Source organism: Serratia sp. Res13-Sevr-LER1-36-b, from assembly GCF_015673035.1.
Classification (GTDB): domain Bacteria; phylum Pseudomonadota; class Gammaproteobacteria; order Enterobacterales; family Enterobacteriaceae; genus Chania; species Chania fonticola_C.
Genome location: NZ_JADACK010000005.1, coordinates 982,859 through 1,002,780 on the forward strand (window position 1 = coordinate 982,859; position 19,922 = coordinate 1,002,780).

General features: G+C 54.1%; 18 protein-coding genes. 1 reads left to right on the forward strand and 17 read right to left on the reverse strand.

Annotation, left to right across the window (positions count from 1 at the left end; genetic code table 11):
• Nucleotides 1-38 precede the first annotated feature (38 nt).
• The 16 genes from IMQ33_RS05555 to acpS all read right to left on the reverse strand — a co-directional run bounded on the left by IMQ33_RS05555 (nucleotide 39) and on the right by acpS (nucleotide 15,984).
• Entirely contained in the window at nucleotides 39-1,085 is a 1,047-nt protein-coding gene (locus tag IMQ33_RS05555; protein ID WP_196063046.1) for a hypothetical protein, read from the reverse strand.
• A gap of 7 nt (nucleotides 1,086-1,092) precedes the next feature.
• Nucleotides 1,093-2,016, reverse strand: a complete 924-nt coding sequence (locus IMQ33_RS05560) for an ACP S-malonyltransferase (RefSeq protein ID WP_230326868.1) — start codon at nucleotides 2,014-2,016, stop codon at nucleotides 1,093-1,095.
• 34 nt (nucleotides 2,017-2,050) lie between these two features.
• Nucleotides 2,051-3,457: a hypothetical protein gene (locus IMQ33_RS05565; RefSeq protein WP_196063048.1), complete on the reverse strand. Its 1,407-nt coding sequence runs from the start codon at nucleotides 3,455-3,457 to the stop codon at nucleotides 2,051-2,053.
• Entirely contained in the window at nucleotides 3,457-4,275 is an 819-nt protein-coding gene (locus tag IMQ33_RS05570; RefSeq protein WP_196063049.1) for an outer membrane lipoprotein-sorting protein, read from the reverse strand. Before IMQ33_RS05570 ends, IMQ33_RS05565 begins: the two co-directional genes overlap by 1 nt.
• 23 nt (nucleotides 4,276-4,298) lie before the next feature.
• Nucleotides 4,299-5,051, reverse strand: a complete 753-nt coding sequence (locus IMQ33_RS05575) for an SDR family oxidoreductase (RefSeq protein ID WP_196063050.1) — start codon at nucleotides 5,049-5,051, stop codon at nucleotides 4,299-4,301.
• A gap of 21 nt (nucleotides 5,052-5,072) precedes the next feature.
• The gene (locus tag IMQ33_RS05580; RefSeq protein ID WP_196063051.1) at nucleotides 5,073-6,398 is read right to left on the reverse strand and encodes an FtsX-like permease family protein; all 1,326 of its coding nucleotides are present in this window, start codon (nucleotides 6,396-6,398) and stop codon (nucleotides 5,073-5,075) included.
• Entirely contained in the window at nucleotides 6,395-7,057 is a 663-nt protein-coding gene (locus tag IMQ33_RS05585) for a hypothetical protein (RefSeq protein ID WP_196063052.1), read from the reverse strand. The genes IMQ33_RS05580 and IMQ33_RS05585 overlap by 4 nt, the downstream gene beginning before the upstream one ends.
• Entirely contained in the window at nucleotides 7,038-7,751 is a 714-nt protein-coding gene (locus IMQ33_RS05590; protein ID WP_161711568.1) for an ABC transporter ATP-binding protein, read from the reverse strand. The genes IMQ33_RS05585 and IMQ33_RS05590 overlap by 20 nt, the downstream gene beginning before the upstream one ends.
• A complete protein-coding gene (locus tag IMQ33_RS05595; protein ID WP_196063053.1) occupies nucleotides 7,748-8,827 on the reverse strand; it encodes a hypothetical protein in 1,080 nt (359 codons plus the stop codon). Before IMQ33_RS05595 ends, IMQ33_RS05590 begins: the two co-directional genes overlap by 4 nt.
• On the reverse strand, nucleotides 8,814-10,049 hold the full coding sequence (locus IMQ33_RS05600; RefSeq protein ID WP_196063054.1) for a beta-ketoacyl synthase N-terminal-like domain-containing protein: 1,236 nt from the start codon (nucleotides 10,047-10,049) through the stop codon (nucleotides 8,814-8,816). Before IMQ33_RS05600 ends, IMQ33_RS05595 begins: the two co-directional genes overlap by 14 nt.
• Nucleotides 10,046-12,604 carry a beta-ketoacyl synthase gene (locus IMQ33_RS05605; protein ID WP_196063055.1) on the reverse strand — a complete coding sequence of 853 codons (2,559 nt, stop codon included), beginning with the start codon at nucleotides 12,602-12,604 and terminating at the stop codon, nucleotides 10,046-10,048. Before IMQ33_RS05605 ends, IMQ33_RS05600 begins: the two co-directional genes overlap by 4 nt.
• Before the next feature lie 92 nt (nucleotides 12,605-12,696).
• Nucleotides 12,697-13,893 (reverse strand): aminomethyl transferase family protein, encoded by a 1,197-nt coding sequence (locus IMQ33_RS05610; protein WP_196063056.1) that lies wholly within the window; start codon nucleotides 13,891-13,893, stop codon nucleotides 12,697-12,699.
• A complete protein-coding gene (locus tag IMQ33_RS05615) occupies nucleotides 13,890-14,213 on the reverse strand; it encodes an acyl carrier protein (protein WP_065685810.1) in 324 nt (107 codons plus the stop codon). Before IMQ33_RS05615 ends, IMQ33_RS05610 begins: the two co-directional genes overlap by 4 nt.
• A gap of 21 nt (nucleotides 14,214-14,234) precedes the next feature.
• Nucleotides 14,235-14,822, reverse strand: a complete 588-nt coding sequence (locus IMQ33_RS05620) for a 3-hydroxyacyl-ACP dehydratase FabZ family protein (RefSeq protein ID WP_021806448.1) — start codon at nucleotides 14,820-14,822, stop codon at nucleotides 14,235-14,237.
• A gap of 16 nt (nucleotides 14,823-14,838) precedes the next feature.
• Nucleotides 14,839-15,594 (reverse strand): SDR family NAD(P)-dependent oxidoreductase, encoded by a 756-nt coding sequence (locus tag IMQ33_RS05625; protein ID WP_098931070.1) that lies wholly within the window; start codon nucleotides 15,592-15,594, stop codon nucleotides 14,839-14,841.
• Between the two features lie 21 nt (nucleotides 15,595-15,615).
• A complete protein-coding gene (gene acpS, locus IMQ33_RS05630; protein WP_196063057.1) occupies nucleotides 15,616-15,984 on the reverse strand; it encodes a holo-ACP synthase in 369 nt (122 codons plus the stop codon).
• A gap of 880 nt (nucleotides 15,985-16,864) precedes the next feature.
• Between acpS and IMQ33_RS05635 the strand changes: the two genes are divergently transcribed.
• Nucleotides 16,865-17,983 (forward strand): OmpA family protein, encoded by a 1,119-nt coding sequence (locus IMQ33_RS05635; RefSeq protein WP_196063058.1) that lies wholly within the window; start codon nucleotides 16,865-16,867, stop codon nucleotides 17,981-17,983.
• Nucleotides 17,984-17,989: 6 nt separating this feature from the next.
• On the opposite strand, the gene IMQ33_RS05640 is transcribed toward IMQ33_RS05635, so the two are convergent.
• Nucleotides 17,990-19,708 carry a penicillin-binding transpeptidase domain-containing protein gene (locus tag IMQ33_RS05640; protein WP_046808264.1) on the reverse strand — a complete coding sequence of 573 codons (1,719 nt, stop codon included), beginning with the start codon at nucleotides 19,706-19,708 and terminating at the stop codon, nucleotides 17,990-17,992.
• Nucleotides 19,709-19,922: the final 214 nt, after the last annotated feature.

A 19,922-nucleotide genomic window follows, 5' to 3' on the forward strand; every position in this document is an offset into this window, starting at 1 on the left:
CTCTAGTCACATAGGGGGCGCCAGGTGCCCCCTATGAATTACCTCATCGTTTTGACATCGTTAATAGCATACACCTGATGGCGTTTATGCATTTCCAGCGCGTCATGGTAGTTGTCATATAAGGTCTGATAGCGTTCCGCACAGTAAACGACCAATAACGGCAACAAGGCACAAAGGTATAGCGGGATAAATTGCGGAGTGATCTGCAATGCCGCAAAAATCAGGCAGATCGCAATAGCCCACAGCTGTGAAGCCAGTAACCAGAGCAGACCACGCTGCCAACGCGCCAGCTTGCCGGTGAACGCCCAGATAGCAACAGGCGCAGAGTTGGCGTCCAGCGTGCCATTGAGTAATTCCCCAAACAACACATAGCGCCGCGTCCGGCCAGCAAACACCAGCATAAACAGCGTCACCGCCCCCATCAGGATCATAAACGCGACGATAAAGGCAGGATCGGCATAGCCGGGAGCCATGCTGAATGCGGGCTTACGGGCAATCGGCAAAACCAGGGCGAAATTGGTTAGCAGATTCAATAGCAAATCTTCGGCCACCAACCTTGGCAAGCGACGCTGCCGAGGGTGATAGGCTTCGGGCTCACTATAGGACTTCAAGGCCAGCAGGATATTGAACGGGGTTGATTTGCCTAGCTGAACCACCATCAAGGCTGGCAGCACCAAGACACCAAACAGCGCAATCAACGGATAATGCCAGTCTGGGCCGCATAGCCATATCAGGCCGCTCAGCGCCGCCGCCAGGCACACTATGACCAAGGAAGCCCAGCCAGGCTGGTACAGCAATTTCGCCATCCCTGCTGTTTTACGCTCTTTATACTGGCCCGCGACCGCTTGCGGGTTTTTAAACACCCGCAAGGTGAATACGCTGTACGCCCAGTAACCTTGACCATCGCGCATCATACTCCAGACAATCGACAGACAGATTGCCCCCAACCCGGCAATCATCTCCGGCAGAGTAATGTCAATGACGTTGCGGATCAGCGACGAAGTCAGAATAGCGGAGACCAACACCACGGGGATCACGGCTCCTCGCATGTATCTTTGGCTGAAAGTAGTCAATGTTGGCATCATATCGCCCTTATCCCGCATGCTTAACACTGCTGCCAACGAGATGGTAATAGTGTTGGATATGGTAATCCTCGTCAGACCCGTAGTGCTCCGCCAACAGGTGGCTGAGGATTTTCTTGTTGCTGATCTCCAGGTAGCGGCGATGTCCCATCTGTGCCCACCGATCCATACTCTCACGCCAGCGCACGGTATGGATAAGGTGCAACGCCAGATTTTCCTTGATCTGCGCCACGCTATATTCCGCTTTGCCACTGCTGTTCATAATCAGTGGGCAAACCGGCGAAGAGAATGGCAGGTCGGCCAATGCCTGGCGCATCAGTGCCACCCCATCATGCATCAACGGCGTATGCCAGGCGCCATTGACGCCCAACTTGATGGTATTTACCCCATCGCGCGCCAGGTGATTAACCAGGGTTTTAACGGCGGTCAGTTCCCCCCCTACCACTTGCTGCTGGTGCCCGTTGTCACAGCACACGTTGAGTACGGTTCCCAGCCCAAGATTATCGATCTGCTCGCGCAGCGCATCATGACCGTAGGGCTTGACCACATACATCGCCCCTTTACGCTTTTCTGCCAGGTTTTGCATGATCGTCGCGCGCAGCGTGATCGCGCGGAACAGCGTTTCCAGATCCATCACCCCGGCGGCATACAGCGCGGTATATTCACCTGCGCTATGCCCGGCGTAACCGGTTTCCAACACCGGGGTCCGTTCGCGTAACAACGTCAGCATGGCGGCGTTAACGGTGGTGACGGCCAACTGCTGATAAAGGGTTTTGGTCAGGCGTGTCATCGGCCCTTTCTGGCAGAGCTTGCGTACATCCAGCCCGGAAACATCGCTGGCACAATCCCACACCGCCTTGGTGCCCGGTGAAACATCACAGACATCGCTGCCCATGCCGATCGCCGGGGATCCTTGTCCTGGGAAAATCATCATCCAACCGTCCGCGACGTTAGTTGCGGCCGATGTATTACCAATTGATTCGCATACCTGCATAGATATTTCCTTTTTCTCCGAAGGTGCCAAACTCACTCTCTTTACTGCCGAAGCTGGCCGCAACGCCGGTGTAAGCCTCAATGTTGTTTTTGAGCGGCGTGCTCAGGTGCAGATTCAGCACATTGCTGCCATCCACCAGATTGACCATACCGGAGACCGACCAGTCGATACTGCCGACCTGCTCTTTATTGGTGCGTGTATAGAGGGTGAGGTAGTGTTTGCCGAGCAGGTCGCCGCCCCGCCCGACGTTATCGGTTTCTGCCGCCATCAGGCGGGAGTACTGCTGATAGCCGTTACGGATATCCGCCATGAACGATGGCGGTAGCGGTGGCAATGACTGGCCGTAACCCCCATTAACGAAGCGAATGGTGTTGACGTTGTCCTGCCACTCACTGCGGCTGTAGCCCTGACTCTGACCATAATATTCCGCGCCGTATTCGCTTTGATCGCCAGTGGTGTAACGCAGGCCAACGCCGATATCCGCTTGCGCACCATGGGCGCGCACCTTGTACGGCTCCTGCACATTGGCAAGTTGGCGCATGGCACGCGCGGAAGCCATGTCTAGGTGACGCCAGGTTTGCCCATGGGAAATCGCCCCCTCAACGCTGAGGATCAGCATATCCGTCAGGTTGCCACTAGTGCCTAACGCCACGGTTTTCCGATCGCCAGCCAGTAGCGAAAAAGTCGGGTTGAACGCCTTCAGACCGGTCGCGGTGTAACTGGCATAGTATCTGTCGGTACTGTTGGTGCGCAGGATCGCGTCCCACTCCGAGGCGGCTTCCTGGCGCTGGGTGTTGCGCTTGAGGCGCGGAAAGGCCGCTAACGTGAAGGTTCCTTCGTTGCGGTACCATGAGCTGCTGATGCCATACGCCCCTTCTTCGTAGAAATTGCGCCCGCGCTCCCCCAGGCCAAACACCCGCACACTACGCATGCTGCCGCTGATGTTGCGCAGCAGGTCGAGCGGCGCGACCGAGAACAGATAACCACTGGTTTTACGTACCTTACCGGCATCGATATACCCACTGTCGCTGACCGCCCAACTGGCAGTGGCCTCGTTGAGTATGCCCAGCCCCTGGCGGCGTTGATCCTCCAGAGTTCCCGGCTGTCGTGCCTGGATAGCGTACTCACCACTGGCCTGCGCTTTGAGGCTGAGGGTCTCGGTCAACGTGCAGTGGGACACACCTGAAAGGTACAGATTGGCCATAGCGTTGTTACGAAATGCCGGGTCGTCAAACTGCCATAATGAGTCCGAGGAATGGGACGATATCCCCTCTATGCCCGCGTAACTGCGTTGGATAAGACAGTCAACCGCCCAACTGCTGCTACTATAGGCGCCCACCAGCAGCAGAACCCCGCTAATCGGGGATCGCCTGCTCGCCATCAACCGTTCAACCTCAGCAGATACTCTTTCTGGAAGTTGCTTTCCGGCAACGTTTCCAACTGGATGTCGCTGTAACGCATGGTGGTGTAGTTATCCTTGCGCAGCGCGTCTTCCACCACGATAGTGGTTGGCCGCATCTGGCCCAACACCTGTTGATAATCGCGGTAATACGAACGCTTGATCGGTACGCCGTCGGCAGAAAGGAAGTCGGCCCGGCTAGGGAAACCGGTGTCTTTTTCCACCCAGTAACTGATCGCTGGATAGGTGACATAGGGCCAACGGCGCTGTAACGAAAGTTTGTAGCAGATCGTCTGGCCACAGGCCTCTTCACCAACCAGCCGGGAGATATAGGAGTAATCAAAGTCTGCGGCAACCACGTCACCGTTGGAAATCTGCCCCATCAGGCGTTGCTGGCGGGAAATCGGGATCGGACGCCGCAGGTCTGGAGCGTAATACCACATCTTGTCCAGATCGGAGAGCAAGGCTTTACCTTTGTCGCGTACCGGGGAGATAAAGCGCACCAGTGCACGCGCATCCCCTTTCTCTACCTGCTCCGAGGGTTTATAGAAGCGCATGGAAATATCCAGCACCTGCTGGTTCTCCGTAACATCACGCCCTTCCTTATGTTCCAGCAGCGTCAGCGTATAGCGGAAAGGCCGCTCGGGTGCTCTCACGCGATCGGCACGACGGATAATCTCACGGGCCCGCAGATCTTCCTGGGTCAGGCTATTCAGTTGATGACGATCCAACGGATCTGCCGCCTGAGCCACACACGACAGGCCCAGTAAAACCAGGCATCCAGCTAATTGGTATTTCATGGGAACGGTCCTTGTTTATGGGGCTATATATCCAGCATCATGCCAAGATCGGCAATAAGGGTGCTGCCTCGTATCGCGCTCGACTGCTCAGAGACCAGAAACGCGGTAATGTTGGCCACCTCTTCCGGCTCCACCTTCCAACGGCGCGGCGCGTTATTCCAACGTTCGAACATTGCTGACCACAGTTCGTCCAGGTACGGCAGCATATCGGTATTCACCACCCCGGCGCAGATGCCGTTGACCCGGATATTGCGGTCATACAGTTCCACCTCCAGGTAGCTCACCAGATTTTCCAGTGCCGATTTAGCGATGCCGAGCGGGTATTTCTCCAATACGCGCTGGCTGCCTAAACTGGAAATCACGCAAATCGTACCGCCCTGAGGCATCATCGGTACCACTTCCTGTACGCAGGCGGTGTTGCCGATCAGGTTGGTATTGAGCAACAGCTTCCAGTCGCTGCGCGTCATGTCCATAAAGGCTTTGAACGGCGCGGCGGCGGCATTCAGCACCAGATGATCGATACGTTCGATCCCCTGCTGCCTGAGCTTATTCACCATGTCACTGATATCGCGCGGTTCGGCGATATCCGCTTTGGCCAAGGTCACCTTCACCCGGGTTTCTGCTGCTACAAAGCGTTGCAGATTGGCCGCACTTTTCCCCTGATCCTTGCGGTAGTTTAGGATCAGGTCATAGCCCTCTTGCGCCAGTTTTTCGGCAATCGCCATACCAATGCCACGGCCTGCGCCGGTAATAAGTACGGTTTGTCCCTTTGACATGTCTCTTCTCTCCCTGAGGGTTTAAACAAAACGGAACGCTTGCGCTATAACCAGTTTCGATGCCCGGCGTGCCGGGATAATGGACGCTATCAATGCCGTCACCAGCGGCAACGCGCAGGAGAACCAGAACAGATTGAAGTCCTGATCCCACAGCACAAAAGCCAGATAGCCCTGGGTATAACCCGGTGAAGGCGGCATCGGTATGCCATTGATATTGATAAGTGCAGCGATAAGAATGCCGAAGCTGACGCTCAGCGCCGAGCCAATAATGCCAATGATGATCCCTTCCAGCACAAACAAACGGCCAATATAGGCTTGGTTAAGGCCTAGTGCGCGCAGCGTAGCGATTTCGCGGGTACGTTCGATGACGTTCATCATCAACGTGTTGCCGATCATGAACACCACGATGACGCTGACAATGGATTTGATAAACAGGAAGATCCCTTCAAACAGATTCACCACCTGATGATAGAAAATGGCCAACTCATACCAGGAGCGCGCTTCCAGCTTGAACTGATGCTGTTCAATTAGCTGGTTGACCCGCGCCAACACGTCCTCTGTTTGGTCGGTGTCCTGCAGCATGATGATGATTTTACTGACGTCCTGGGTCTGCAACAGACGCTGGGCCGTTTGCAGCGGCATTTTGATCGCCGTATCGTCGTATTCTTTGATGCCGGACTGGAAGACGCCGCGTACCTGAGAAGACATGGCGTTTTGCCCGCCTTGCGGGTTGACCACCAACATGTCGACCCAGTCGCCATAGCCCGCGGACAAGGCGTTCGCAATACCAGAACCCAGGGTGATGTCCTGCTGCGCAACCCGCGACAGGTCGCTACCAGAAATGATTTTATCCAGCGAGCCCAGCACCAACGAGGTTAGAGGTTCGATCCCCACTCCGGTAAAGAAGGTGGAAGCCCCCTTGTCATACTGGGAAATGATGCCGGTAAAAGCCAGTTGCCCGGTAATGGTGGCGATCTTCGGTGCAATCACCGGATCGGCCTGCAGGAGCTGTTTCACCTCATCGTAGTTATCGATGGTGTACTGCAGCGAATTGTTGGCCCCGCTGCTGAGGTAGCCTTGTTGATAAAGTTGAATATGCCCCAGGTTGGTGCGGATGGTTTGTTCACGCAGCGCCCAGAACGAGTAATCGACAAACCCACCGAAGATAAACACCGCCACCCCTCCCAAGGTGATCGCCAGTAGCGTTACCCCGGAACGGCGGCGCTGGCGAAACAGATTCAGGAAGGTGTAACGGATATCGGTAGGTTTACGGATCGCCGTCAGGATCACCACCAACAAGGCGTAAATGATAATCATGTTGGCAACCCAGAACAGGATATTCATCATAGCGGTACCTCCGTCAGCGGCTGGATGATGGTGTTCAGTTCAGCAGGCGTCCATTCAGGGGCCGTGCTGTGCTCGGACAGACGTTTTCCCTCTGCGCCCTGCTGTGCCAACGCCGCCCAGGCCGCCTTGGCATCAGCCACACGCTGGCAGCTGGCCAGGGCATGCGCGGACATCAGCGTGATCATCGGTTGCAAATCAGCGGGTACCGCCGGGGTCTGCTGCAAATAGTCCAGGTCTTTCAAGGCCACAACGCAACGGCCATGGGTGGCGGGAACAAATGCATCCATCCGCACACGCAGAAAGCGCATCTGCCAGTCGCTCTCTTCGCTTTCCGCCGCTTCATCTATGTAGAAAAAACCCAGTTTTGAGGTTTCTGCCGCACGCATGTAATTCTTCTTGGCCAGAAAATCCGTGGCCATAAACAGTTGTGCGTAGCCATAAAACATTTTGGCGATGCGGCGATCCGGGTGCTGTTGATACAAGGCTTGCAACTGGCTGGCCGCAGTGTTCAACGTGCTCATTGGTGCTTGGGAATTAACCGCCAGGATCGCCTGTAAGTTGAGGTTGTCCTGCGTTTCCTGCAAACCAGTGGCTTGCGAAAGCCCACTGACCAACACTAATAAAGTGACAGCGTAACGTTTAAGCGATAACAAAATCATTTTCCAGTTCCCCATCCCTGATTTCCAACACCCGTTTGGCCCGATCGCGCAGCGTCAAGGAATGGGTGGAAATAACAAACGTGGTTTTCAATTCCTGATTCATGGTAAGCAGCAGATCGACGATCTCCTGCCCGGTACGAGTATCCAGATTGCCCGTGGGTTCATCGGCAACGATCAAGCGTGGGCGTTTAACCAGCGCACGGGCGATCGCCACGCGCTGCTGCTGCCCGCCGGAAAGCTCGCCGGGCGTGCGTTTGTAGTGCGCCGCCAACCCCACTTTTTCGATCATGTCCATCACCTGATCTTGCGCCACGCGGCGGCTGAAGCCGTTAAGCATCAGTGGGTAATAAACGTTATCGAACACGCTCAGTACCGGCAGCAGGTTAAAGAACTGGAATACGAAGCCGATGGCATCAGCACGCAGGCAAGCGGCTTGTTGGTCATTGAGCGTGGAAAGGTCGTTACCCAGCAAATAGACATGGCCACTGGTGGGATAATCGATACCGCCCATCAGATTGAGCAACGTGCTTTTACCACTGCCGGATGGCCCACATAACGCGATAAACTCGCCGTCATGGATTTCGCTGGTAATCGATCCCAGCGCCACAATGGCACCCGGCCCTTTACCAAAGCGTTTGCCTGCCTGTTGCATCGACACCACAGGCAAAGGTTGTGCAATATGTAGGGTGGTCATGATGTTCCCCGATAATTTGACGGTAAGTGACCGGCTTGCGGTACCCAGTTCTCCAGCAACCAGGCTCCACCCTCACCGTCGAGCACACTCAACAAGCTGTGCCCGGTGATATTGCTTTGCAGTAGATACTGCCAGGCCAATGCCGGGTTCATGCAACCGCTGTCGCCGTAGAGTTCACTGAGCGAGACGCAAGCCAGGCCGGGAGGCAACTGTTCAAACGCTTGCCGCTGCAAGGCACGAAAAGACAGTGCCGGCGGTGTAACGCCCAACACGGCCTGGGTATCCGTAGCCAGATACCGCTTACAGTGGTCAGCCAACTGCAGAGAGCGCCGTTGGGTAGAACCCGACAAGGCTTGATAATCACTCAAATGTAGAGCGACGCCCTGGCCTGGTTGCTTCTTGAGGATCAGGCAACCGACACGCTCAACGCTGAACTGACTGTTGGCGGGGATCGGCCCCCGTTTGCTGGATGAGGGAAAGTGTTCTGCCTCAGAGAAAACCAACACCGGGAAGCTGCGGAATTGGCCACAGATGATGACGTTATCGGCCATATGACTGTTCAGGCAGTCCTGCGCCATCCGCAAAGCACTCACCAAGCCGTTACGTTCACCGCGCAATTTGCAGGTGAAATCCTTGATGCCGTAATCCCGCACGATACCTTTGGGCAGAATATCGACGCTCAACGAGTCTCGCCAGCTGTTGACCCCTTCAAATACCGATGCTTCCCCCCAGGAATCACAATAAATAAACGCATTACGCTCATGGCGCAGGCGAAACTCCCCCCTGCTCCCCAACTGTGCCACCGCCTCAGCACAGGCCGCACTCATGTCGTTCAGCCAGCCACGATAATTGGCTTTACGCAGCGCCTCTTCAGGCAGCATTTCACTGTCAATGCCGAAACGACGGAACAACCACTGGTTGCTGCCCGCTTTGGCATTGGCCTTTTTATGCAACCAGGCTTCCCACACGTTGTACCAGCTAGGGAAAAACCGTTGCATCGGCGTGCAGGGTTCCAGCAGGGAGAATCCCACCAGATTGATGGCCGCCGCCGGTATCACTTGTTTAACCGTGTTCATCTGCACCCTCACTGTTAGCGGAGATCACCATGGCGATAGCCGAACCATCGAGCCCGATGCCAGACTTGAGGATGTGCTGTCGTTTCAGTGCCAACGGTGGGCTATCGGCATGAACATGAATTTGCAGGCTGTCGTTAATCGGGTAACGCGTGGCCAGCGCCAGCAGACGACGTTGTTGTAACGCATCCGCCGCCAGCATCAGGTCCAGCAAACCACAGCAGCTCTCCATGTAACCGACCTGTCCCTTGTAACTGACCACCGGAACCCCGCATTTCCCCCAGACTTTTTGCAGCGCCATGGCTTCTGCCTTGTCGCTGGCGATCACCCCATTGGCATGAGGGAAAACGCAGGCGATATCTTGCGCAGTGAGTCCGGCTTCCAGCAGCGCCCGCTCAAACGTCTGGGCAATGGTGCGGAAATCCGCCGTGAAGGAACTGCTGCCCCTGGCACCGCTGCTCTGGCAAAACACAGAGCTGCGTATTTTGACAGGCGGAGTAACGTTGCGCTGACGAGCGTGCTGCTCGCTTTCAACGATCACCGCCACGACACCGTTGGTGGGTAGAATGCAGCTGTTATGGCTGCTAAACGGTTGTGAACCCTCTTCCCCCAGCATGTCCTGGCCACCCAGGAAGATAATGTCCTGCGTCAGCGTTTCAAACCAGCCAACGACCAGCACCAAATCAACCTCATTGGCAGCAATGGCCGAGTGGGCCAAATGGACCGCCGCTAAAGAAGAGTTGCTGGCGCAATAAAGCGAAACTGGTGGCCAACTTAGCTGATAGCTCTGAGTGAGTTGTCGCGCCAGCCGATCCTGACCGTAACTCTTGGCATGCAGCCGTTTGATTTTTGGAAATAACCGTAGCTCTTCCTGATCGTTACGCTCTTGATACCCCATAAAATCAGCGATGTCGGGGCGCTCACCATGGCCTACCAGATAAACCCGAACCCGCTTTCCCTGCAATTGATCCCTTGTCATACCAGCGCTGGCAAGCGCCTGATTGATAACCGGCTGCAGGCGGGTCAACATCACGCCGGATGGCTGATGGTCAGCAACATGGTGCGGGTTGCAACTCAAACGCAGATCCTGCCATTCGCTTTCGGTGGCGAACCAGGGCTGTGTGCTGGCCAATCTGTTTTCGCTCAGGCCCTTGATCAGCGCCGGAAAATCCGGCGCATAATCACTGGTGACGCCCCAACCACTCAGGACGACATTCTGAATCACGCCATACTCCTCAGCACCACGGCATAGTGATTGCCACCTTCCGTTGAGCCGAGCACCAGAGCGTTACGGACGGTTTTCTTCAGCGGTTGGGTGACAAAGGCGATATCTTCCGCACAGAAGTTTTCGGTGTAAGGGATCGGCAGGATTTCACCCCGCTTCATAATCTCCGTGACCACCGCGATATTGAGGATACCGACGCAGGACTCCACCAGACCAAACCAGGCGTTGTAGTTAACAAACGGCAGATTACGGCGAGCTTCGCCGAAGGTGCTACGGATCGCCCCAATCTCAACGGCATCTCGGGCGGCAGTGCCATCACTGGTGCCACAGATCAGATCCACCTCTTCCGGCTCCATGCCTGCTTCATGCAATGCCTGACGAATGGCCACCGCCATGGACTCGATCCGGGCTGGCATATCATCCTTGGCAAAGTAACAGCCATCACTGGATTTGCCATAGCCGACAATCTCGGCGTGAATGTGGGCGCCACGATCCTGTGCATGCTGTAAATCTTCAATCAGCAACATGCCTGCGCCTTCACCTGGGATATAGCCTTTGGCGTCCTTGCTGTAGATCTGGAAATCAGCCGGGTCGCGTGTCAGTAACAGATCGCTGTTCAGCGCCTGCAGGCAGATGACGAAGGTGTTCATATTTTCATCCGCCCCCCCTACAATCATCTGCGGTTGCAGATCCTGGCGGACCAACTCATAGCCATAAGTCAATGCGCCCAATCCGGCATTGATACCCGTTGCCAGCGAGGTGTTATAGCCCTTGATCCCTTCGGAAATGGAACAGAAGGTCGAAATGGCATTCATCAGCGCACCTGGAAATTCGGAGGTTCGCACTTTGGTTGGGTCTGGGAACAGGCTTTGCAGGTAGCGATCTACCGTCGAATGTGGCCCTTTGGACATACCAAGGATCATGCCGATCGTCTGACCGTCCCGTTTGATCTTACGCCCGGCGTCATTCATGGCTTGGGTAAGGGCCAGTAAGGCAAAGGTACTGATGGTATTGGCTTTACGAGGATCAAAGCGGCGTAGTGTCTTACGGGCGTCCAATCCTTGTACCTGATGCACCCCGCCCGGTTTGTTCAGCTCACATTCCACATCCTGTTCACCGAAGCGGTTACCCATGTAGTCCGCCACTCCCTGGTTTCTCAACATGACATTGAGTAATTCACGAAATCCCTGGCGGGTATCGTCATCAAGTGCCGGTGAGAACAGTTGTGGTAGTGGCTCCTGCGCCCACATTTTTTCCAGCATGCTTTGCAAGGTGTGGCCCACGGAGCTGACCGCCCCCATGCCGGTGATCGCGACGCGTTTGGGTTGATAATGCGTTACCGGACTTTGCTCAGGCTTGACGCTGGCAATCACACAGCAGTTGTTACCGCCAAAGGCATAGTTGTTCTTCATGAACATCTTGACTTCGGCTTCCTGGAACTCGTTGGGCACATAGTTGAGATCGCAGTTTGCGCGCGGCGTAGTAAAGTTGAGCGTTGGCAGGATCTTGTTTTCCGGCAAGGTCAGGAAGCAGGCGGTCAGCTCGATGATCCCGGCGGCACCGATATTGTGCCCCACATAAGCCTTGGTTGAACTCACCGGAATATCCATGATATTCGGGAAGACCTTTTTCATGGCCAGCGTTTCGCAGCGATCGTTAGCGTCCGTGCCGGTACCGTGGGCATTGATATAAGTAATATCCTGCGGCCCGATCTCTGCGTTCTGCATCGCATGGCGCATCACCTGTACTGCCCCTTCGGCCCGTGGGTCGGGGGCCGTTTCGTGATAGGCATCGCAAGAGGTGGCGTAAGAGACCATCTCACCATAGATCGTCGCACCACGAGCGACAGCATGCTCGTATTCTTCCAGCAACAAAGCGCCTGCACCTTCGCCAACCGACATCCCTGGAGTGCCGGAGAACGGGCTGGACGGCGTACGTTTCATGGCATGGAGCGCGTAAAATCCGGCAAAGGTCGGCAGATAGACAGGCTCGGTGCCAACCACCAGCACCGTGGCATTCTTGCCGTTCTGGATCAGGTCATAGCCAATCCCCATCGCGTTGGTACTGGCCGTACAGGCTGTAGCGACCAGTTCAAAGCCCCCTTTCAGCCCCAGCAGCGAAGAGACAATGGCGCTACAGGAAGAAAAACTGCCGGATACCATGGCCTTCTGTAACGAGAAGCGCTCCGTCTGACGTTCAATCAGCGGCATAAAGGGCTCGGTACCGGCAGAGGAAACGCCGATGATCAGCCCGGTTTTATCCCGTAGTTCTCCGCGTGGTAACTGGCCTTGCTGCAAAGCTTCATCGCCAACCTTATAGGCCCACAGCGAAGCATTATCCATTGAGGCAACGGTTTCAGGAGGGAGATCGGGCCAACTCAAAGGCTGCATTACCTCGGAGGCGTTGGCATCCTCGAACCATTCGAGATACTTTTTACTGGGCTTGATCCCGCAGGTTTTATTCAGCAGTGCCTGTTTGAACTCGGCAACGTTAGTGGCAATGGAAGAGAGGTGACCCATACCGGTGATCACCACTCGTTTACGCGTGACTGTCATAGTGCCTTCCGTGTCAGCAAACCAGAAATCGAATGTGGGTGCGCCATGTTGCCATGGCGCAAAATAGCGTGATGCTTAAGGGGGTGTTCGGCTTACTCGTTCTCTTCTCTGAGTTTTTGCCATTCAAGCTGTTGCAGCAGATCGCGTGGGCGCGAGCTGTCGACATAACTGTGTTCAGAAGGATTAATCAGGAAGCTGTAGTTACGGGCGAAAGGCACCGCTGACGTTGTTACCGCCACCGGGCCATTAGCCGTCACCACGTGATAGCCATCAATGTCTGCCCAAGCCCAGGCGTCGGTCACGAACAAACGGCCCAGACAGGCTTGCAGATCTGCCGAATAGTCGCAGACGATCACTTCACCGATGCAGTTACCGTCAAACATCACTTTGTCGCCGCGTTGCGGGATGGCGTTCGGTGTCCCGGCAATGCTCATCCCCACGATACGGTGGCTGATGCCCTGCTCTACGCGGTCACTCAAACTTGCCAGGCCGGTGAAAGCTTCTTTGTCGTAGCGCACTGCCCATTGCATTTGCAATGCGATCGGGCAGCCGGTGTAGGCGTTGAACATGCCGGGTTCCCAGCAAGGATTTTCCAGGCGCACTTTCCGCTGGTAGTTCAGCCCGCCGGTACGCATGTCATACCTTTCGCCAGCCTCCAGCATCTGGATCCAAACGTTGGCCAGCAGATCCTGTGGCCCCATCAGTTTGTAAGAGTACTCGCCATGTTTTCCGCTGCGCAGCAGGATCAGATCGTCCTCAACGTGCATGTGTTCCTGGTATGGCAGGCCAATCACGTCCATCCCATAGACTTCAGCCAACAGTTCCCAGGCGTATGGCCCTTCAAAGTGCAACATGCCCCACTCTGGCGTTAGCGATTCGATCGAGTCGATATCCTCAAACTCTTCTTCATTGCCTGCCAGCTTGGCTCGCAGCATGTCGCACAGCGTTTCACCGCTGACCCACTCCGACAGCAACAGAAAACGTTCGTCATCACAGGCGATATACAGGTCGGTAATGATATTGCCTCCATCATCGAGGATCAGGCTGTACATGGCTTGTTCATCCCGGATCGATGAAACATCGCCGGAAACCAACTGGTTGAGCAACGACCAAGCGCTGTCACCGTTGATAGCCGCGATGCCAAAATGGGAGTAGTCGGACAGCAGAATGTGTTGACGTACCGCCTTGTGCTCCTCATCCGCTGCAAAATAACTCAGGGGAATGGCAACGCCGTTACGCTCCCCCATTACCGCCCCGTGCTGCCGATGAATGTCAGTGAGTTTGGTCATTCCTTGTCCGCTCCTGTTGCTGTTCCGTTGGTGGTTTCCCCCTGCTTGCCAATAACAAACGAAGTGAGGGTGTTGACGCTACGCATGTAGGAAGGATCGTCACCTTCTGTCACACGGATGCCGAAGATTTCATCCAGCAACACGACGACCTCGGTGGCATCCACCGAATCCAGCTTCAACCCGCTACCAAACAGCGGTGTGTCATCGTCAATCTGATTGACTTTCTGATAGAGGTTCAGGCGTTCTATTAGCCCCGTTTTGATTTTCTCCAGCACAGATTTGCGCTGTTCAATCCTTTCAATAAGCGCGATGTTGCTCATAGCGGTATTACTCCCTGTTAGTTAAACGTACATACCTTTGCCTTCAGCCAGAATGCGATCGGTACGAAAATTGACAATCCGCCCGACGCACGCCACATTCCGGCCAACCCGCGCCTCCACTTCGTAGTGGTGAAACCCGTTCATATCGGCGAACGCCAAGCGGCTGTTGACTTCAATGGTGTCGCCAGGCGCAACCATGCTTTTGTATTTGACGTCCTGAGAGGCCAGCACGCCTAACACGCGCGCCCGTTCGGCTATCACTCGTGCCGTGCCTTCTGGCGTCTGCAGCGCACGTGATACCTCATCAAATTTCTTCAACGGTTGCTGGGTTTCACGCTCATGCAACTGGCAGAAATCGTTCAGCAGACTCAGGTATTCACTAGACTGGCCGAAGATCTCGGCGATCATCACGCCGGGCATTACCGGGTTGTCTGGAAAATGCCCCGGAATATAGGATTCATTAAAGGTGACGTGCTTGATCACGGTAATCGAGCCCCTTTCTCCCGGTGAAAAGTCCACGATGCGGTCAACCATAAATATCGGTGCACGCCAGGACCCCATTTTTAGCAGCAGATTGGGCTGGACTAAGCTCTTGTTATAATTAGCCATACAACATTCCTGTCGGTTAACGCATCACCAGGCCGCCATCGGCCACCAAAGTCTGACCAACGATATAGCTGGATGCGTCTGAACTTAAGAAAGCCACCACGTTGGCGATCTCGTCGACACGACCAAGACGTTTCAACGGGATAGCAGACATTACGTTGCGCACTATCTGGCGCGGCACTTTTTTTACCATTCTGGATTCAATCATCCCCGGTGCCACGGCATTGACGCGGATCCCCTTTGAGGCCATTTCGCTGGCCAAGGTGCGGGTAAGGCCAATAATGCCAGCCTTGGCGGCGCTGTAATTGCTCTGGCCAAAGCTGGAGGTGATGCCGGATATCGAAGATATATTTACCACTGTTGAATTGCGGGCGTGACGCAATAATGGCAACAGCCGTTTGGTCATGGTAAAGGTGCCATACAGATTGACCTTGATAACCTGATCAAACTCCTCATATGTCAGCGCGGAAAATACGTTGTCTTTGTATATCCCGGCATTATTAATCAGCACATGCACCTCATGAGCCTGTTTCTCAAGCTCATTGGCCAGGCTGGAGACCTCGCTGACATCGGCAACATTACACTGCATGATATGCAGGTTGTCACCTTGCGGATGGGAGGTTTTTAATTTTCCCAAACCGCTATTATCATGATGGTAAATAGCAAAAACCTTAGCCTGCTGCTCGAGATATTTCTCACAAATGGCTAGGCCAATATCACCACTGGCGCCGGTGACAACCACATTTTTACCCCCGATGTCGGGATAGTGAGACATAGATATTCCCTTATTCTATAATTAGCCCAATGCCGCTGCGGCAATGGCATGCGATTGACAATGAGAAATACTCAGCGTGGCACGAGTCAATTTTTTCTCCCGCATCAACCTGGCAAATTCACCGCTGAAAAAATAATAAGGGCCGCCCAGCTCATCGTGTCTGATTTCGATGTTGTGGAATAAGATCCCCAGGCGGAATCCGGTACCAAGCGCCTTCACCGCCGCTTCCTTGGCAGCCCAGAAACCGGCCAACCGTTCGACGTTCTCGGCCAAATCCCCCAGAGCCTGCTGCTCTGCCGGGGTTAACAAACGCTGTGCCAGCCTATTGCCACTTCGCATTAATGCGGTGTTTACCCGTGCGATCTCAATAATATCCACACCAAGATTCATCCTTTCTGACTCCCATCGTCAAATCCATTGAAACAGCTTCGTGTGAAAGCGACATAATATGCAGATACAATATGGCAATGATGGTGTCCCCTATAAGGCAATAATATTGCAATAGGGTATTGTCTGCATTGCTTAACGAGAATGTTATCGCGAAATGTTTAAAACAATCAATAAAACCCCAGTAAAAAACACCGCCAATAAATAAAATGGAATATTATTCTAATTGCAAAGCTATAATGAAGAATAAAAATCCATAACGCCACTTTACTTGGTCGGATGTGTCATTTTTTCATTAATTAAAGGAGATTTATTTTTACAAGAATAATCCCGCAAGACAGGAGCATTCAAAATAACAAAAGATTTGATTGAGGTTAATTCAAGAAATAACCTGATTTAAAGTATTTTTACCTTTCATCCTATTTAAAAAATAGCGATCATTAAACTTCAACCCTCTCTAATTTATCTTGGTGACCGAAAAATGTCGGAGGGTTTCTCATCATGTCCTGCATTGATTTGACGCATGATGTTTAAACAGGAAGCGTTTTCAAACAATAATGCACCGCTAAAATTCAAATTCAGCCCCAAAAGAACCATTGTCAAGCGAACATCACCTTTGGCAAGCCAGGGCTTCGGGAGACACAACCTTCCTTTCCGCTTCGCTACTCATTTTTTAATCATTAATCTCTTCGGCTTAGCAGGCCAGTCTGTTACTCTGCCCGACAGAGCTCGAGCCCGGATTCACCAGCAGAATCGGTCAGGCTATGAAAACACCCTAGTCAGGCTGAAATATCAGACTTATCCATGTTAGTTTCGTAGTTTAACAAGTTGAACTGACCATACTCTGCGGTGCAGAATACGCGCAGATGAAATGGAGGTTCGGATGTACCAGATGGGAAATGTCATTAACCAGCAAATGGCGGCGATCTCGCCCCAGGTGCTGACAGTGTTGGAACAAAAGCTGGTAACGGCTAAGGAAAAGATCGCGCTGTGCCTTAACGGTATGGGGGCCTTGATCCTGCAAAAGACCCGCGACTACCTGCATCGCAATGGCAACTCTCTCCGTTTCCGCCAGTTGGTCGGGCGTACTCCCCCCTTCGAATTGCCTTTTCTGGATGAAGCACTGGGCAAATTCAGCCCAGCATTGCTGACGATGGTGCTTGGCCACAAAGTGAAGCACCTCACCCAGCTGTTTGTCAGCTTTTATGTGCTGGAAAAACAGGTCGCCGAGCGGCTGTTTTCCGTGGCCTCCGCGGTGGTGTTTGGCCTGTTGGGCCAATATCTGCGCCAACGTTCCCTACAATCACCGTCGTTAAAAGGCTGGCTCGAGTGGCAGTTGCCGCAGATTGCCGCAGTCCAACCAACGGCGGTGCTCAATCAGCTACCTGCGCTTATCCCAGCCGATCCGGCCGTTTCCCGCACCGGATCGCTGGTGCCCCCCAAACGCCGTATCTGGCCGTGGCTAATGCTGTCGCTGCTATTGGTATCGCTGCTGTTCTCACTACGCGGTTTTAGCGTGTTACAACCCATGCAGGCCAGCGGCCAGAGCGATGTGACCTACCGCCGGTTGGCCGATGGAAAGCAGCTCCTGCTGTCGCAGCGTAGCGTCGAGAACCTGCTGATCACCTATATTGAGAGCAATGCTCCCACTAGCGAAAAGCGTTGGTTTACGCTGGATCGTCTGCAGTTCGACACCAACCGCACCGAGTTAACCCCTGCATCACAGGAACAGCTGAGGAATATCGTCGATATTCTGCGTGCTTACCCGGATGTGGAGATCCAACTGGGGGGGTATACCGACAAGTCGGCCAATGAACAGATGGACCGGCGTTTATCGCAGGATCGTGCCGATGCCGTACGCATGGCATTGGTAAAAATGGGGATTGGGGAAAGCCGTATCAGCGCAGAAGGTTACGGCTCGGCTTACCCCTTGGTACCTAACGATAGCGAAGCCAATCGTGCCAAAAACCGCAGAATCGATCTGCGGGTGGTTGAGAAGTAATACCCCTCAGCCCTTGGCTACCGCCACCACCTTCAACGGCTGAGCATCCGGCAGGATATTCATATGCTCCAACACCTGGGCCATAATCTTGCCAAATACCGGCCCCGCCACCGAGCCACCAAAGTGTTTGCCTGCCTTGGGGTTATTGACCATCACCACGAGGGCAACCTGCGGATCGCTGGCCGGTGCCACGCCTGCGGTGTAGTTGATATAACCCCCATCGTACTTGCCGTTTGGCCCCATCTTCTCAGCAGTCCCCGTCTTGATTGCCAAGCGATAGCCAGGCACTGCGGCACTGAGGCCGCTTCCCCCAGGCAACGCATCGCTCTCCATCATGTGCACCACGGTTTTTACCACCTCGGCGGACATGACTTGCTGCCCCATGACCGGCGGCGTGACTTTAGTGATAGAAAGTGGGCGATAAACACCGAATGAACCGATGGTGGCATATTCACGCACCATCTGCAGCGGCGTGACGCGTAAACCGTAACCAAAGGAGAAGGTAGCTCGTTCAATATCGGCCCAGCGCGCGCGGTGAGCGGGCAAATAGCCACTACTTTCGTTACCAATCCCCAGATCGGTTGGCCGCCCAAGGCCAAAACTGCGATAAACGGCAGGCAACACCGTGGCAGGCAGCGCCAGCGCAATATGCGAAACCGCAATATCGCTGGATTTTTGCAGCACGCCGGTAATGGTCAGTTTCGACCAATGGCCCACGTCTTTGATCAGATGGCCGTTCACCGTATAAGGCGTAGTATCCAGCACGGTATCTGGCCGGATCAGCTTGTGATCCAACCCCACCATCACCACCACCGGTTTAACCGTCGAGCCGGGTTCAAAGCTGTCGCTGCTGCAGACATTATGTATGTCTTTCACCGGCGTATTGGCGTAGTTGTTAGGGTTGAAAGAGGGATAGCTGGCCATACCGAGGATCTCACCGGTATTCACCTTCACCAGCACAGCACAGCCGGAATCGGCCTGGTTGGCGATCACCCCATCGCGGATCTGGGAAAACAGCACGTACTGAATAAATTTGTCGATGCTTAACGTCACGTTCGGTGGCGGCACTGGGTCAACGCTTTTAATCACGCCGATGACCGCACCGCTGCCGTCTTTCTGATAAACACGCAGGCCGTTTTTACCCTGCAACAACGGGTTGAAACCCAACTCAATCCCTTCCAGCCCCTGATTATCCTGCCCCACAATGCCAATCAGCCCGGCGGCGTCTTGCCCCATGGGATAGAAACGGCTGAAGTCCTGCTCGGTGCTAACGCCGGTCAGGTGCAGCTTGCTGATATAGGCCGCATTGTCATCCTCCACCTTGCGAGCCAGATAGACAAAGCGCTTACGAGCGTTGGCCTGGATCAGATGCTGAACATCAGCAAGCGGCATTTTCAACACGTTGGCCAAACTCTGCCAGCGCTCGGTGCTGGTATCGGTTTGGGTGTCGAGGATATGTTTGGGGTCCAACACGATATCTTTGGAAGAAACGCTGACCGCCAGCGCCGCATCATTACGGTCGGTGATCATCGCTCGGTTGGTGGGCACCACTTGGGTACGAATGGAACGCTGGTCAGCCTGATCGGCCAACTGTTGGTGTTCCAGCAACTGTAAATAGCCGACCCGGAACATCAAGAGAAAAAAGCAGACCAAGATGCCCGCGCAAATCCAGCCAAAACGCGCCGTCGAGTAGTTTTTACCGTTTTTCTTGGTTGGAGGAGCCACTGTTAAGCCTACGTTTTTAAACTGATTATTTATCAGCTAAGTCTAACCTGAGTCAGATTGCCTGAAGGTTGCAGTTTGTAAGAAAGTAAAAACAAACGCTTTTTTGTTGCTTTAATTTTACAGCTGTTTAAAACAGTCACTTAGGGATCGTCATTTGACTGAATGGCGATAAGGTGGCGGCACACGTTTTGCGGCCACAAAAAAAACCTGCTTT

Excerpts from the sequence above, each read along its gene's own strand:
- IMQ33_RS05555 (WP_196063046.1), bottom strand. The coding sequence starts at position 1,085 with ATGATGCCAACATTGACTACTTTCAGCCAAAGATACATGCGAGGAGCC.
- IMQ33_RS05560 (WP_230326868.1), bottom strand. The coding sequence starts at position 2,016 with ATGATGATTTTCCCAGGACAAGGATCCCCGGCGATCGGCATGGGCAGC.
- IMQ33_RS05565 (WP_196063048.1), bottom strand. The coding sequence starts at position 3,457 with ATGGCGAGCAGGCGATCCCCGATTAGCGGGGTTCTGCTGCTGGTGGGC.
- IMQ33_RS05570 (WP_196063049.1), bottom strand. The coding sequence starts at position 4,275 with ATGAAATACCAATTAGCTGGATGCCTGGTTTTACTGGGCCTGTCGTGT.
- IMQ33_RS05575 (WP_196063050.1), bottom strand. The coding sequence starts at position 5,051 with ATGTCAAAGGGACAAACCGTACTTATTACCGGCGCAGGCCGTGGCATT.
- IMQ33_RS05580 (WP_196063051.1), bottom strand. The coding sequence starts at position 6,398 with ATGATGAATATCCTGTTCTGGGTTGCCAACATGATTATCATTTACGCC.
- IMQ33_RS05585 (WP_196063052.1), bottom strand. The coding sequence starts at position 7,057 with ATGATTTTGTTATCGCTTAAACGTTACGCTGTCACTTTATTAGTGTTG.
- IMQ33_RS05590 (WP_161711568.1), bottom strand. The coding sequence starts at position 7,751 with ATGACCACCCTACATATTGCACAACCTTTGCCTGTGGTGTCGATGCAA.
- IMQ33_RS05595 (WP_196063053.1), bottom strand. The coding sequence starts at position 8,827 with ATGAACACGGTTAAACAAGTGATACCGGCGGCGGCCATCAATCTGGTG.
- IMQ33_RS05605 (WP_196063055.1), bottom strand. The coding sequence starts at position 12,604 with ATGACAGTCACGCGTAAACGAGTGGTGATCACCGGTATGGGTCACCTC.
- IMQ33_RS05610 (WP_196063056.1), bottom strand. The coding sequence starts at position 13,893 with ATGACCAAACTCACTGACATTCATCGGCAGCACGGGGCGGTAATGGGG.
- IMQ33_RS05615 (WP_065685810.1), bottom strand. The coding sequence starts at position 14,213 with ATGAGCAACATCGCGCTTATTGAAAGGATTGAACAGCGCAAATCTGTG.
- IMQ33_RS05620 (WP_021806448.1), bottom strand. The coding sequence starts at position 14,822 with ATGGCTAATTATAACAAGAGCTTAGTCCAGCCCAATCTGCTGCTAAAA.
- IMQ33_RS05625 (WP_098931070.1), bottom strand. The coding sequence starts at position 15,594 with ATGTCTCACTATCCCGACATCGGGGGTAAAAATGTGGTTGTCACCGGC.
- acpS (WP_196063057.1), bottom strand. The coding sequence starts at position 15,984 with ATGAATCTTGGTGTGGATATTATTGAGATCGCACGGGTAAACACCGCA.
- IMQ33_RS05635 (WP_196063058.1), top strand. The coding sequence starts at position 16,865 with ATGTACCAGATGGGAAATGTCATTAACCAGCAAATGGCGGCGATCTCG.